Genomic DNA, 14,515 nt, shown 5'->3' on the forward strand with positions numbered 1-14,515 from the left:
GCCGCGCGCCCATGAAGGATTTGCGCCCAATCGGCTTATGTCTTGGTCCCACAGAGGCAGGATGCCGGTGCCTCTGCATGGATTTTCTCGCGTGGCTTGTCTTGGGCGGCCTTTCCACGCCACGCCCCATGGGCTTTGCCAAAATGAGGGATGCGATCTGAGTTCGCCATCGCACCTCCCAAGAATCGCCTTGGCAGGGGTTGAACCTTAAGCTCTCCCGTACGTTGTTTCGCCGCATGCGTGCGGACGGGCGATCAAGAGGAAGACAGGCATGAAATGGGAGGATTTCCGCTCCAGCGGCAATGTGGAGGACCGGCGCGGCTTCTCCATGCCCGGCGGGCGGGGTGGTGGCATTGGGATTGGGACGCTGATCGTGGTCGGCCTCGTGGGCTGGGCGCTGGGCATTAATCCGCTGGTGCTGCTCTCCGGCCTCGATGCCATCCAAGGCGGCGGGAGCGGCTATTCCCAGCAGAGCGCCCCCACCCAGCAGGGCACGCGCGGCGCGCCCTCCGACGAGCTCGGCCGCTTCGCCTCCAAGGTGCTGGCGCAGACCGAGGACGTATGGACCGAGATCTTCCGCCAGCAAGGCAAGACCTATAAGGACCCCACCCTGGTCCTGTTCTCCGACGCCACCCATTCGGCCTGCGGCGGCGCCTCCACCGCCATGGGGCCCTTCTATTGCCCCAACGACCAGAAGATCTATCTGGACCAGACCTTCTTCCAGGAGATGAAGACCCGCTTCCGCGCGCCGGGAGACTTCGCCGCCGCCTATGTGATCGCGCACGAGGTGGGCCATCATGTGCAGAACCTCATCGGCATTTTGCCGAAGGTTCAGGAGGCCCGGCGCAACGCGCGCACGGAGCGGGAATCCAACGCCTTGTCCGTGCGCACGGAATTGATGGCCGATTGTCTCGCCGGCGTGTGGGCGCATCATGCGGATGCCCGCTTCCAGGTGCTGGAGCCCGGCGACGTGCAGCAGGCGCTCAACGCCGCAACTGCCATCGGCGACGACACGCTGCAGAAGCGCGCCCAGGGCAGGGTGGTGCCGGACAGCTTCACCCACGGCTCCTCCCAGCAGCGGGTGACGTGGTTCTCGCGCGGGCTTAAGACGGGCTCCATGCAGCAGTGCAACACCTTGCAGGGACCCATCTGATGGCCGGCCTCGACACCACCCGCCCCTTCGTCCCCGTCCGTATCGCGGTGCTAACTGTCTCAGATACCCGCGAACTGGCAGATGACCGCTCCGGCACCGTGCTGGCCGAGCGGATCGCAGCCGCCGGCCATCTGCTCGCGGGCCGGGCCATCGTGAAGGACGACGTGGACGAGATCCGCGCGGCGGTGGGCGCCTGGATCGCCGATCCCGCCGTGGATGTGGTCATCACCACCGGCGGCACGGGCTTTACCGGCCGCGACGTGACGCCGGAGGCCCTGGAGCCCCTGTTCGAGAAGCGGATGGAGGGCTTCTCCACCGTCTTCCACATGATCTCGTTTGCCAAGATCGGCACCTCGACCTTGCAGAGCCGGGCCACCGCCGGGGTGGCCAATGCCACCTACATCTTCTGCCTGCCGGGCTCCCCGGGCGCCTGCAAGGATGGCTGGGACGAGATCCTGGTCCACCAACTGGACGTGCGGCACCGGCCCTGCAATTTCATCGAGATCCTGCCCCGCCTCGACGAGCACCTGAAGCGCGCCAAGGCCAAGGGAGCCACCGTCTGAGGCTCATTCGACGGGCGGTGGCGCCGGCTTCGGCGCGCGCCGCCGGGGCGCGCGGGGCGCGGGACGGGCAGGCGCCACCGACACCGGCCGGTCCGGCATGGCGAAATACATGAGGGCGAGCGGCACGAGCCCGTTCAACGCCTGCGTCACCGACAGCACTTCCGGGCCGATATAGCCGCGCAGGAACAGCATGAGCGAGCCGAGCAGCACGCCATGCACCGCAAGGCCGCCGGCCACCAGCAGCAAGAGTGCCTTGAGCCCCGCGCCATAGCGCTTGACCGCCACGAACAGCACCCACAGACATAAGGGCGCAAACAGGCTGGTGGCGGTGAGAAGGCCGGGATTGTAGCGGGAATTCATCACGGCCGGCCCCGCATGGGCGAAGATGTTGACCAGCGGCACCGCGAAGAAGCTGAGGCCCAGCAGCGGCCGGCGCGGCGCCAGCAAGGCCGCCAGAATGCCCGCGAGCCACACCCCGCCCACATTCACCGAGGTGATGAAGGACAAGGGCACCGGGCAGGCAATGGGATCGCGATAGCTCAATTCCGCACACAGCGCGCCCCGGAAGGCATAGGGACGGCCGAGCATGTCCACCCCGTGCTCCTCGAACTGGTGGATCAGGTAGACGGCAATGCCCAGCCAGGTGAGCCAGCCCATGTCCAGCCAGCGCCGCTGGGTGCGATCCGCCGCCAGGCCGTCGCCCGCCGCGAGCAGGATGAGAAGGATGCCGGCGGCGCCGAGGCCGATCCAAGGCCAGATGGTTGCGAACAGGGGCATGGGCGCGCAGCTTAAGGAGGGGAGGGTTTCGCAATGGTTCAGATGCGAATCCCAGCCCGCAAAAGATAGCACGGCCATCAACGGCCGGCTCCGGGAGGACGCCATGGCAGGATCGGTTTCTCAGGCCACTGAGGCGCGCGCGGAATGGGCGGAGCCCGCCGGCGAAACGGTGCTGAACCAGCCCCCGCCCTTTGCCGACTTCAACCTCGCGGCCCTCGACGCGCCCCTGCGCGAACAGGCCGCCGGCGGAGAGCCAGCCCCTGCCTTGCTGCGGTTCGGGTCCACCTGGGGCGGGGCGGACCGTTTGGCGCTCGGGCGCCTCGCCAATGAAAACCCGCCGCGCCTGCGCACCCACGACCCCCAGGGCCGCCGGCTGGATTTGGTGGAATTTCATCCCTCCTATCATGCTCTTATGGCGGAAAGCTCGGTCGGCGGATTAAGCGCGTCCACCTGGCAAGGCGGCAGCCATCTGGCCCGCGCCGCCCGGCTCTACATCGTCTCCGGCGTGGAGGCCGGCCATGTGTGCCCGCTCACCATGACCCATGCCGCCCCGGCCGCGCTCGCTGCCGCGCCGGCCCTTTTGGCCGAATGGCTGCCGCGCGTTCGCGCCGGCCATTATGACGGACGCTTCCTGCCCTTCTGGGAGAAGAGCGGCGTCACGCTGGGCATGGGCATGACGGAGAAGCAGGGGGGCACCGATGTACGCGCCAATCTCTCCAGCGCCCGGCCGGTGGGCGGCGGGGAATATGAGGTGGCGGGCCACAAATGGTTCTTCTCCGCGCCCATGAGCGATGCCTTCCTGGTGCTGGCGCAGGCGCCTGGCGGGCTCTCCTGCTTCCTCATGCCGCGCTTTCGGCCGGACGGCAGCCTCAACGGCCTGCATTTCCAGCGATTGAAAGACAAACTGGGCAACCGGTCCAATGCCTCGGCCGAGGTGGAGTTTGACCGCGCCTTCGCCTGGGGCGTCGGCGAAGAGGGCCGGGGCGTCGCCACCATCCTCAACATGGTTCAGATGACCCGGCTCGATTGCGCCGCCTCATCCGCCGGCCTCATGCGCATGGCGCTCGCCCAGGCGCTGCACCATGCCCGCCACCGCACCGTCTTCGGCAAGACGCTCATCTCCCAGCCGGCCATGACCGCGCTTCTGGCGGACATGGCGCTGGAGGTGGAAGGCGCCGTCGCGCTGGTGATGCGCCTTGCCCGTGCCTTCGATGGTGCGGCGATGAACCCGCAGGAGGCCGCCCGCGCCCGCCTGCTCACCCCCGCGGTGAAGTTTTTGGTCTGCAAGCTGGCGCCCGGCTTCATCTACGAGGCCATGGAGGCGTTGGGCGGCAATGGCTATGTGGAAGAGAGCCCCCTGCCCCGGCTCTATCGGGAGGCGCCGGTGAATTCCATCTGGGAAGGCTCGGGCAATGTGGTCGCTCTCGACCTGCTGCGCGCGGCAAGCCGGGAGCCGGAGGCGGCGCGGGCGCTGCTTGACGCCCTCGTCAAGGAGGCCGGTGGGCTTGCGGGCGCCCATGAGACCGCCCTGTCCCTCGCGGCACGCCTGGCCGCGCCGGATCGGGAAAGGCAGGCGCGCAGCCTGGCCGAGGGCCTTGCCACCCTCGCGGCGGCCGCCGCGCTCGCGGAGCGGGCCCCTGCCCCCATCGCCGAGGCCTATGCAGCCAGCCGCCTTCGAACGGGACGGGGGATGCTTGGGACGGCGGACCTCGGCGATACCGCCGACCTGCTTCTGGCTCGGGCTTTCGCCGCCTGATCGCGTCATCCGGGGTGGATGCAACCCGCCATCCGTGGCACAGACACCGCCGAGCCGGCGCGCGTCCGCCGGCATGTCCGTCTGCGCGTTCAAAGGCCCGGTTCCATGAGCAGCTATTGGAGTTCCATCGTTCACGGCCTGACCCCCTATGTCCCCGGCGAGCAGCCGAAGATGGAGGGGATCATCAAGCTGAACACGAACGAGAATCCCTATCCGCCCTCGCCCCGCGTGGCGCAGGCGGTGGCTGGCGAGGTGGACACGCTGCGCCTCTATCCCGACCCCACAGGCCTGAAGTTGCGCACCGCGCTCGCTGCCCGCTATGGGGTGACGGCGGACCAGGTGTTCGTGGGCAATGGCTCGGACGAGGTGCTCGCCCACGCCTTCCAGGCGCTCCTGAAGCATGAGGCGCCGCTGCTGTTCCCGGACATCACCTATTCCTTCTATCCGGTCTATTGCGGGCTTTACGGAATCGCTTTCGAGGCCATCCCGCTGGACGACCACCTGCGGGTGAACATCGCCGACTATGACCGCCCCTGCGGCGCCATCATCCTGCCCAACCCCAACGCCCCAACAGGCATCGCCCTGCCACGGGCTGAGATCGAGGCGCTGGTGAAGGCGCATCCGGATGCGGTGGTGGTGATCGACGAGGCCTATGTGGATTTCGGGGCTGAGAGCGCCGTGCCGCTGGTGGCTGACTATCCCAACCTGCTGGTGGTGCACACCTTCTCGAAGTCGCGCTCGCTCGCCGGCCTGCGGGTGGGATTCGCCATCGGCCAGCGCCCCCTCATCGAGGCGCTGGAACGGGTGAAGGACAGCTTCAACTCCTATCCGCTGGACCGCCTGGCCCTCGCCGGCGCCACGGCGGCGGTGGAGGACGAGACTTGGTTCCAGGACACCTGCGGGCGCATCGTGTCGAGCCGAACGCAGCTGGCCACCGATCTTTCCAGCCTCGGATTCGAGGTGCTGCCCTCCTCCGCCAACTTCCTGTTCGCGCGCCATCCCGCCCATGAGGGGGCACGGCTGGCGCAGGCGCTGCGCGAGCGGGCCATCGTGGTGCGGCATTTCTCCAAGCCCCGCATCTCCGATTTCCTGCGCATCACCGTGGGCACGGACGAAGAGTGCGCGCGCCTTGTGGCGGCGCTAAAGGAGATCCTCGCCGCCTGAGGCCCCTGCGCACCGGATAGCGGCAGGGCTCGCCATTGAAACCTCCCGCCACGTTCGCTATAGGGGCGCTCGACTTATTCGCAGGGCCGGTCGGCCGACCCTCGGCCATGCCCGCATTTGTGCTCCCGCGAGCTGGATGGGGACGGGCCAGCAAGCCGGACATTGAAAGAGGCGCATCCATGTCTTCGACGTTCGATACCGTCGCCAACATCATCGCCGAGACGTGCGACATCCAGCGTGACACCATCACGCCGGAAAGCCACGCCATCGACGATCTCGGCATCGATAGCCTCGACTTCCTCGACATCGCCTTCGCCATCGACAAGGCTTTCGGCATCAAGCTGCCGCTGGAGCAGTGGACGCAGGAAGTGAACGACGGCAAGGCCACCACCGAGCAGTATTTCGTGCTCAAGAACCTCTGCGCGCGCATCGACGAGCTGGTCGCTGCGAAGTCGGCCTGAGGTCGGACGGAGCTGATGCGTCCTGAAGTCTTCAAGATGGTGGACCGGATCGTGAGCATCGATCCGGGCCTCAAGACCATCCACTGCCAGGGCCTGGTGCCCGAGGAAAGCTCGATCTTCGAGGGCCATTTCCCCGGCTATCCCATCATGCCCGGCGTGCTGCTCATCGAGGCCATGGCCCAGACCACGGGCTGGCTGGTGCTGGCGCGCAACCGATTCGACAAAATGCCGTTCCTGGCCACCGTCAAGGAAGCCAAGCTGCGCACCTTCGTCGTGCCGGGGCAGAATCTGGACCTGCACTCCGAAATTCTGCACGAAGGCTCCGGCTTCGTGGTGGCGAAGACCCATGCCACCTTCGAAGGCAAGCCCATCTGCAATGCCGAGCTGACCTTCCGCGTGCTCTCCTGGCCCGAGGGCCGCATGAAGAGCACCGTGCTGCGGGTGGCCGAGCATGTCCATTTCCCGGTGACGGAATATGTCGATGACTGAGCGCGGCGCCGGCAAGCGCGAGGTCTGGATCACCGGGATCGGGCTCGTCTCCTCGCTGGGAGAGGGGCTCGATGCCCATTGGGACGCCCTGAATGCGGGCACCGCGCCCATCACCGATGCGGAGCGATTCGCGCCCTATGTGGTGCACCCGCTGGTGAAGCTCAATTATGACAGCCAGATCCCCAAGAAGGGCGATCAGCGTCAGATGGAGCCCTGGCAGCGCATCGGCACCTATGCGGCGGGCCTCGCCCTCGACAGCGCCGGCATCGCCAAGAATGCCGACATTCTCGGCCGCACCGACATGATCGTGGGCGCCGGCGGCGGCGAGCGCGACCATGCGGTGGACGCGGCCATCCTGAACGACCTCGTGGGCGCCAATGAGCCCGGCCGGCTGCTGAACGAGCGCCTGCTGGCGGACCTGCGGCCGACGCTCTCGCTGGCCCAGCTCTCCAATCTGCTCGCCGGCAATATTTCCATCGTGCACGGCGTCACCGGTTCCTCCCGCACCTTCATGGGCGAGGAAAGCGCCGGCGTGGACGCGACCCGCGTCGCCCATGCCCGCATCGCCGCCGGCCAGAGCGAGATCGCCCTCGTGGGCGGCGCCTATAATGCCGAGCGCGAGGACATGCTGCTTCTCTACGCGCTGAACGATTTCTGCATGACCGGCAGCTTCCGCCCGGTTTTCTCGCAGGGTGACGCCCCCGGCATTCCCTCCGGCTCCATGGGCGCCTTCCTGGTGCTGGAATCGCCCGAGCATGCCACCGCACGTGGCGCCAAGCCCATCGCCAAGCTGACCGGCGTCTGGTCCGAGCGGGCCCGGCGCAATGACGAGGGCGACCTCGCCGCCGTCATTTCCGGGCTCGTGGCCAAGGCGGGTTCAGACAAGTCCACCCTGGTGCTGTCCGGTGCCACCGGCGCGCGCGGCGCAACCGAGGCTGAGCGCGGCGCGCTGACCTCGGCTGGCCTGCCGGTGCGGGCGCTGGCCAATCGCATCGGCCACGGCTTCGAGGCCCAGTTCCCCGCCGCGCTCGCTGTGGCCGCGCTCACCGTCTCGCGCGGGACCCTCTTCCCCGTCGTTGCGGGAGACGAGGTGGAATCGGGCGAAGGCTCGGTGGACCGCGTCCTGGTGACCGCAGTAGGCCACTGGCGCGGCGAAGGCGCCGCCTTGGTCGAGAAGGTGGCCTGAGGGCCGCCTCCCCTCGCCGACCGGCCGCGTCATGCGCGCCATGCACGGGCGGCAGCCAGGGTCGATGGGATGACGCAGGCGCCGCCGGGTGCCATAAGACGGCAAATGGTGCGCCGGGCGGGGCGCCGTATAGATTCCAGGAGGCGCCCATGGCGCAGGCGTACACGGACAAGTTCGGCCGGCCCGTCGTGGTTGTCACCGGCATTGGCATCGTCACCTCCCTGGGGCAGGGCAAGGAAGACAATTGGCGCCGCCTCACTGCCGGTGAATCGGGCATCCACCGCATCACCCGCTTTCCCGTCGAGGGCATGCGCACCACCATTGCCGGCACCGTGGACTTCCTGTTCGACGGCCGCGTCCCCGCGCCCGATCTGTCGCAGAAGCTCGCGACGCTCGCCGCCGAGGAAGCCGTCGCCCAGTCCGGCATCGGCGGCAAGGGCCGCTTTCCCGGCCCGCTGTTCGCCGCCGTGCCGCCGGTGGAACTGGAATGGCCGGAAAAGCGCCAGCTTGCCGACGTGGTGGACCATAAGCCGCTCGTCTATCATGACCTGCTGACCGCCGCCTCCACCGGCAAGTTCCGCCCCTGGCACGAGCGCTTCCTGTTCGGCTCGGTGGCGGACCGCCTCGCCGACCATTTCGGCACGCAGGGCCAGCCCATTTCGCTCTCCACCGCCTGCGCTTCCGGCGCCACCGCCATCCAGCTGGGCGTGGAAGCCATCCGGCGCGGGGAATGCGACGTGGCGCTTTCGCTGGGCACCGACGGCTCGGTGCATCCCGAAGCGCTCATCCGCTTCTCTCTGCTTTCGGCGCTGACCACCGCCAATGACAAGCCGGAAGAGGCCGCCCGCCCCTTCGCCAAGAATCGCGACGGCTTCGTCATGGCCGAAGGCGCGGCCGCCCTGGTGCTTGAGAGCCTGGAGCATGCGGTGGCGCGCGGCGCGACCATTCTGGGCGTGGTGGAAGGGTGCGGCGAGATGGCCGACAATTTCCATCGCACCCGCTCCAGCCCCGACGGCAAGCCCATCGTGGGCTGCATCAAGAAGGGCCTGGAGGATGCCGGCGTGACGCCGGCAGAGGTGGACTATATCAACGCCCACGGCACCTCGACGCCCGAGAATGACCGCATGGAATATGTGGGCATGAAGGCGGTGTTCGGCGACGAACTCCTCGCCGGCATCCCCATCTCGTCCAACAAGTCCATGATCGGCCACACGCTCACCGCAGCGGGGGCCATCGAGGCGGCGGTGTCGCTCTTGACCATCGCCAATGGCCGTATTCCGCCCACCATCAACTATCACCTGCCCGACCCGGCCATTCCGCTGGACGTGGTGCCGAACGTTGCGCGGGACGCCGAGGTCAAGCGCGTCATCTCCAATTCGTTCGGCTTCGGCGGGCAGAATGTGAGCCTCGTGCTGGCGGGGGAGCCGGCGTGATGACTTCGTCGCTGGCGGCCCGGGCATGAGCCTCGCTCACAAACGCATTCTTGTGACCGGCGGGGGCCGGGGCCTCGGGGCGGCGATCGTGCGCCACCTCAGCGCGGCCGGCTATGCGGTAACCTTCACCTATCGCAGCGCGGTCGCCGAGGCCGAGACGCTCATGGAAGAGATCCGCGGCGCGACGCCAGACGCGCGCCTGATCGCCCGGCCGGTGGATTTGGCCGACCGTGCGGCGGTCGAAGCCCTCGCGCAGGAGCTGGAGGCGGACCCGGAGGCCTATTACGGCTTCTGCCACAATGCAGGGGCCTCCTATGACACGCTGGCCGCCATGATCGACCAGGACAAGGCCGAGGCGGTCATGCAGGTGAATCACTTCACCTTCGTGCGCCTCGCCCGCGCTTTGGTGCGTCCGATGACGCGCGCCCGGGAGGGGCGGATGGTGGCCATCGGCTCGGTGGCCGCGCTCCAGGCCAACCAGGGCAACGCGGCCTATGCCGCCTCCAAGGCGGCGCTGCTCGCCCATGCGCGCGGCCTCGCGGTGGAGACCGCCCGGCGCGGCGTGACCGTGAACTACGTGGCCCCTGGCTTCATCGACACGGGCATGCTGGCCAAGTTCGCGGATTATCGCGACCGCATGGCCGCCCAGATCCCCGCCGGCCGCTTTGCCAACCCCGACGACGTGGCACAGGTGGTGGCCTTTCTCTTCTCACCCGGGGCAGGCTATATCACCGGCGCCGTGATCCCGGTGGACGGGGGCCTCTCGGCCCAGCTCGCCGCCCATCGCTGACCTTCAGGAAGACCATGCGCGCCCTCCAGCTCGTTTCCGACCGCAATCTCCAGATCGTCGACCTGCCCGAGCCCCCGCCCCCTGGTGCGGGAGAGGTGCAGATCGCCGTTACGGCCGTCGCCCTCAACCACATCGATGTGTGGGGCTGGCGTGGCATGGCCTTCGCCAAGCGCAAGATGCCGCTGGTGGTGGGCGCCGAGGCCGCCGGCGAGATCATCGCCGTGGGCGCGGACGTGCGCGGCCTCAAGGTGGGCCAGACGGTGGCCATGTATGGCGCCATGACCTGCGGCCACTGCAAGCAGTGCATCAATGGCCGCGACAATCTGTGCGAGAATGTGGGGGGCGTGCTCGGCTTCCACATTGATGGCTTCGCCTGCGAACGCATCAACATGCCCGAGCGGCTGGTGATCCCGGCCCCCGAAGGCGTGACCGGGGAAGAGGCCGCCTGCGCCGGCATCACCTTCTCCACCGTCGAGCACATGCTGTTCGACAATGCCAAGCTGGAACAGGGCGAGACGGTGCTTATCCATGCCGGCGGCTCCGGCATCGGCAGCGCGGCCATTCGCCTCGCCAAGGACGTGGGCGCCAACGTCATCACCACCGTGGGCGATGACGAGAAGGCCATGAAGGCCGAACTGCTGGGCGCCGACCATGTGATCAATTACCGCGAGGAGCGGTTCGAGCACATGGTGCGCAAGATCACCAAGAAGGTAGGCGTGGACGTGGTGTTCGAGCATGTGGGCGTCGACACCTGGAACGGCTCACTGCTCTCCATGAAGCCCGGCGGGCGCCTGGTGACCTGCGGCTCCACCTCGGGCGTCTCGGTGCAGATGAACCTGATGCAGCTGTTCCAGCGCCAGTACAAGATTTTCGGCTCCTTCGGCGCCACCATCCGCAACGTGGCCAATGGCCTGGAAAAGATGGGCCGGGGCGTGAAGCCGGTCATCGACACCGTGGTGCCGCTGGAATCCTTCAACGAGGGCCTGGAGCGGCTGGAGAGCCGCCGGGTGTTCGGCAAGATCCTCGTGCGCTTCTGAGCGCGGGAGGCCGGGCAGTGACATCCCTGAAGGCCATTGCCGTGCGCGCGGCGCGGCGCACCCGCTCCGCGCTCGCCCCCCTGTGGGAAAGCGCCGTGGTGGGCCTGCTCCAGGGGTTGGTCTGGTGGTCGCGCCTGTTCCCGGTCTCCTGGTCGCGGTCCATCATCCGCAGCTTCGCTTGGCTGCTCGGCCCCTTTTTTGTGGTCTCCCGCACGGCGCGACGCAACCTGCGCCTCGCCTTTCCCGAGAAGTCCTCCTGGCAGATCTGGTGGATGGTGGCCGGGGTCTGGGACAATCTGGGCTGCATGGCGGCGGAGTTCGCCCATCTCGACCGCATCTGGGACTATGACCCCGACCATCCCGGCAACGGCACCATCGAGATCGTCGGCGCCGACATCATGGCGCGCCTGCGCGACGATGGCCGTCCCGGTCTCTTTTTCACCGCCCATACCGGCAATTGGGAGCTGAACGCCATCACCGGCGCCAAGCTCGGCGTGCCCGGCGGCGTGCTCTACCGGGCGCCCAACATCAAAAAGGCCGCCGACCTCATCACCGAAATGCGCGCCCAGACCATGCCGGGCCTCGTCAAGGCCAGCCGCAATGCCGGCCGGCAGATGGCCCGCATGCTGGAGGACGGCGAGCATATCGGCATGCTGGTGGACCAGTATTGGGGCCAGGGCGTGGTGGTGGACTTCTTCGGCCGCCCCGCCCACACCAACCCGACACTCGCCCGTCTCGCCCGCCAGTTCGATTGCCCGGTGCACGGCATGCGCGTCATCCGCCTGCCCCATGGCCGATTCCGCATCGAGATCACCGAGGAAATCGCCCTACCCCGCGACGCCGAGGGCCGCATCGACGTGGAAGGCGCCATGCAGGCGGTCTCCAACGTAATCGAGGGCTGGGTGCGCGAATATCCCACCCAATGGCTGTGGCTGCACCGCCGGTGGCGGTGAGGCGTCGGACGCGCCCGGACTATCATTCCCGCGCTCTTCTCGGATTGAAACGACTTTCATTCAAATTCAAAGTCAATTCGGTTTGAATTCCTGTTTTTCTCTGCCACTCCCTCTCATAATGGATCAAAAATTACAGTAACCGGTCACCACTATTTCTTTGCATCGGGTATATTTCCTTCACAGATATGCCCGAAGGTTTTCCCATGCGCGTTATGTTGGTGGAACCCAGTAAAGTCAGCCTGAAGCTCATGGGCCGGATGATCGAAGACATGGGGCACACCGTGTGCCCATTCTTTGATGGCCAGGACGCCTTGCACCATCTGCACGAGGACACCACCCTTGATGTGGTGATGACCAGCTTCGAGGTGCCGAGCGTGTCCGGCATTCAATTGTGCTGGGAGGCCCGGGTCATCGCCAACAAGGGCCGGCCCATCTATGTCATCGCCATGTCCTCCAGCAATGACACGACGCATCTGGTGGAAGCCCTGGACAGCGGGGCGGACGACTTCATCCGCAAGCCCCCGGACAAGATCGAGCTGGAAGCCCGCCTGCGCGGGGCGGAGCGGATGAACCAGGCGCGCCGTGAACTGGTGCGCTGGGCCACCCATGACGCGCTCACCTCTCTGCTGAACCGCCGCGCCTATTTCAATCTCGCCGAGGAAATGATCCTGGGCGGCGGCGATCTCTCCTTGCTGCTTTTCGACATCGACCACTTCAAGAGCGTCAACGAAACCTACGGCCACGCCAGCGGCGACCTCGTCCTGGTGGCCGTCTCTCGGGTGCTGTGGGCCCATGCCGGCCGCGCCGCCCGTGTGGGCGTGAAGGAATTCGCGATCCTTCTACCAGGCACGACGGAAACCATTGCCAGCGACATTGCCGAGGCGCTGCGCTGTGAGATCGCGGGCATGGCCGTGTTCCTGCCGTCGGGAGAAAGGCCCTCCGTCACCATCTCCATCGGCGTCGCCGAGCACTTGCCCAGCGAAGACGTGGACGATTGGATGAAGCGCGCGGACGACGCCCTCAACACCGCCAAGGACCAGGGCCACAACCGCGTGGTGCTCGCATCGCAGCTGGAGGCTTGAGCGCGGGCGGCCGGGAAGCGACCTTCACCGGCTCGAGGTGCCACCGGCTCCAAGGGAGGTCAGGGCGGACTGCGCCCGGCTCACGGACGCGTCGAGGAACTGGAACAACAGATCGGTGCTGAAGCCCACGAGGAATGCCAGGCCGAAGTGGGTGAAAGGAACGAGGATCTTTGCGCTGTCATTCTGGCTGGTCGAGTCGAGCAACCAGACGACGATGACGCCGCCAAATCCGCCCATGATCACCCGCATGATTGTTGTGATGCCGCGCGGATTTGGATTGGCGGGATCCAGAAAGCGGCGCAGATGGAAAATCAACGACCCCAAAATTCCATACATGGCAGGCAGCAACCAAGCGCCGAGCAAGACGATACTTGCCTGAAGGCGGAAAATCTCGTTAAACATATTTGATGGGCCGCGCGGATCGAGATTTATGCCGAGTATCGCCATCAAGTCAGAAACTTCAGTGAGTTCGCGACTTAGGACGCAATGAGGCCTTGATGAACCACTCGCATTTGTCAGTCCAGGCGAAGCAGCGCTCACCTGCCCTTCTCGCGATCCTGTCTCTGGTGGACAGATTTGGCCCATAACATTTAAATCTATAGGCGTATTTTTACCCCTCTCCCCGCGGAGGTACGCATCAAGATCGGCGTTTCCGCCTCCATAGTCCTTTTTTACTTTTTCAAGAACCTCGGTGTATGGCCCTGAATAACCTGAATCCGCATTTCCACTTAAGGTTGACGACATTTGCGGCGCAAAGAAATATATTGGATTAGACAGCTCCTTCTTCAAATAATTCCACGTCGATGAAAAAGATAATTGCTTTTTATTTATTTGATAAAGTTCGATTAACTGCTTTAGAAATACATCCTTCGTAATCCCGTCCGCACTGGATGAAGAAGCACCCAACGGCTTGTTATTTACTTTGAGAATTGCGTTGAGATTGAAAGCGATTTCCTGAGCACGGGCGCCATGCAGCTCCTGGGCGAGCGAAAGCTGGAAACCATTCCGCTCGTAAAGCATGGTGCACCAGGATGTGACAAACAACATTAATATGCAAGAAATGACAAAAATTACGGTTGATACTATACCTTGTGATTTACTGAAGGGCTTCCATCCAGATTTTAGATGGTAAAGTGTTATCGGGAAGATCCGGATAACAGCACTGTTGAGCTCGTTCTGGAGGGTGATGATCGAAGATGGCGCAGCCTCACCAGCGGCTTGCTCAGAGCGGATCGTCTGAATAGCGTTCAGAAGGGGCAGCGGGTCCGGAATCCGTCCCAGCCTAACCCCCGCATTGGCCACAAGCTCGGCGTCCTCAACGAGCTCGGCCAGATCTTCCACCTTCATGGCCCACCCCTCCCTCGTTCCGCATCAGCCCCGAATGCCCGGTGCCCATCCCTGAGGGGTCGGACATCCGCAGGTCGACCCGGGCGGTCCCGGCGGCTGGGCCCAGCACCAGAAATACTGGGTGAAGCAGATGGTCCCCGGCGTATGGGGGGGCACCTGCGCCCAAGCGGGCGGGATCGAGGAGAACCCGAGGCCCAGTCCGAGAACCAGGACGATCCTGCGCCTTGCACGCCCCATCTGCCCCCCTCCCCGCATTGGCTGGCGCCCCACCTCGCCATAGCGCCGCCTCACAAAGACTATCATGAGGTTGCATGTTTGCAATTA

14 protein-coding genes are annotated in these 14,515 nt (G+C 65.8%); 12 read left to right on the plus strand and 2 right to left on the minus strand.

What is annotated here, in order from left to right:
• Positions 1-271: 271 nt before the first annotated feature.
• Positions 272-1,153, plus strand: a complete 882-nt coding sequence (gene ypfJ / locus PV781_RS01985; RefSeq protein ID WP_274773949.1) for a KPN_02809 family neutral zinc metallopeptidase — start codon at positions 272-274, stop codon at positions 1,151-1,153.
• Entirely contained in the window at positions 1,153-1,716 is a 564-nt protein-coding gene (gene moaB, locus PV781_RS01990; RefSeq protein ID WP_274773950.1) for a molybdenum cofactor biosynthesis protein B, read from the plus strand. Before ypfJ ends, moaB begins: the two co-directional genes overlap by 1 nt.
• 3 nt (positions 1,717-1,719) lie before the next feature.
• Here the strand turns inward: moaB and PV781_RS01995 are convergent, their stop codons facing one another.
• Entirely contained in the window at positions 1,720-2,493 is a 774-nt protein-coding gene (locus PV781_RS01995) for an HXXEE domain-containing protein (protein WP_274773951.1), read from the minus strand.
• Between the two features lie 103 nt (positions 2,494-2,596).
• On the opposite strand from PV781_RS01995, the gene PV781_RS02000 reads away from it, so the two are divergent.
• The 10 genes from PV781_RS02000 (at position 2,597) to PV781_RS02045 (ending at position 12,844) form a co-directional block, all read left to right on the plus strand.
• Positions 2,597-4,249, plus strand: a complete 1,653-nt coding sequence (locus PV781_RS02000) for an acyl-CoA dehydrogenase family protein (protein ID WP_274773952.1) — start codon at positions 2,597-2,599, stop codon at positions 4,247-4,249.
• 105 nt (positions 4,250-4,354) lie between these two features.
• Complete coding sequence (hisC, locus tag PV781_RS02005; RefSeq protein WP_274773953.1) at positions 4,355-5,413, plus strand: histidinol-phosphate transaminase; 1,059 nt, start codon at positions 4,355-4,357, stop codon at positions 5,411-5,413.
• A 179-nt stretch (positions 5,414-5,592) separates the two neighbouring features.
• On the plus strand, positions 5,593-5,874 hold the full coding sequence (locus tag PV781_RS02010) for an acyl carrier protein (protein WP_209098436.1): 282 nt from the start codon (positions 5,593-5,595) through the stop codon (positions 5,872-5,874).
• Between the two features lie 15 nt (positions 5,875-5,889).
• Positions 5,890-6,363, plus strand: coding sequence for a 3-hydroxyacyl-ACP dehydratase FabZ family protein (locus PV781_RS02015; protein ID WP_209098434.1), 474 nt, complete (start codon positions 5,890-5,892; stop codon positions 6,361-6,363).
• Positions 6,350-7,549 carry a beta-ketoacyl-ACP synthase gene (locus tag PV781_RS02020; protein ID WP_425532340.1) on the plus strand — a complete coding sequence of 400 codons (1,200 nt, stop codon included), beginning with the start codon at positions 6,350-6,352 and terminating at the stop codon, positions 7,547-7,549. Before PV781_RS02015 ends, PV781_RS02020 begins: the two co-directional genes overlap by 14 nt.
• Before the next feature lie 149 nt (positions 7,550-7,698).
• Entirely contained in the window at positions 7,699-8,982 is a 1,284-nt protein-coding gene (locus PV781_RS02025; protein ID WP_209098431.1) for a beta-ketoacyl-ACP synthase, read from the plus strand.
• A gap of 25 nt (positions 8,983-9,007) precedes the next feature.
• Entirely contained in the window at positions 9,008-9,772 is a 765-nt protein-coding gene (locus tag PV781_RS02030) for an SDR family oxidoreductase (RefSeq protein WP_274773955.1), read from the plus strand.
• Between the two features lie 14 nt (positions 9,773-9,786).
• A complete protein-coding gene (locus tag PV781_RS02035) occupies positions 9,787-10,809 on the plus strand; it encodes a zinc-binding dehydrogenase (RefSeq protein WP_274773956.1) in 1,023 nt (340 codons plus the stop codon).
• 17 nt (positions 10,810-10,826) lie between these two features.
• Positions 10,827-11,762, plus strand: a complete 936-nt coding sequence (locus PV781_RS02040; RefSeq protein ID WP_274773957.1) for a lipid A biosynthesis lauroyl acyltransferase — start codon at positions 10,827-10,829, stop codon at positions 11,760-11,762.
• A gap of 203 nt (positions 11,763-11,965) precedes the next feature.
• Positions 11,966-12,844 carry a GGDEF domain-containing response regulator gene (locus tag PV781_RS02045; protein WP_274773958.1) on the plus strand — a complete coding sequence of 293 codons (879 nt, stop codon included), beginning with the start codon at positions 11,966-11,968 and terminating at the stop codon, positions 12,842-12,844.
• Positions 12,845-12,868: 24 nt separating this feature from the next.
• Here PV781_RS02045 and PV781_RS02050 read toward each other — a convergent pair whose 3' ends face one another.
• Positions 12,869-14,191: a hypothetical protein gene (locus PV781_RS02050; RefSeq protein ID WP_274773959.1), complete on the minus strand. Its 1,323-nt coding sequence runs from the start codon at positions 14,189-14,191 to the stop codon at positions 12,869-12,871.
• Between the last annotated feature and the right edge of the window lie 324 nt (positions 14,192-14,515).

The sequence above is a fragment of the Aquabacter sediminis genome, assembly GCF_028863665.1.
GTDB lineage: Bacteria > Pseudomonadota > Alphaproteobacteria > Rhizobiales > Xanthobacteraceae > L1I39.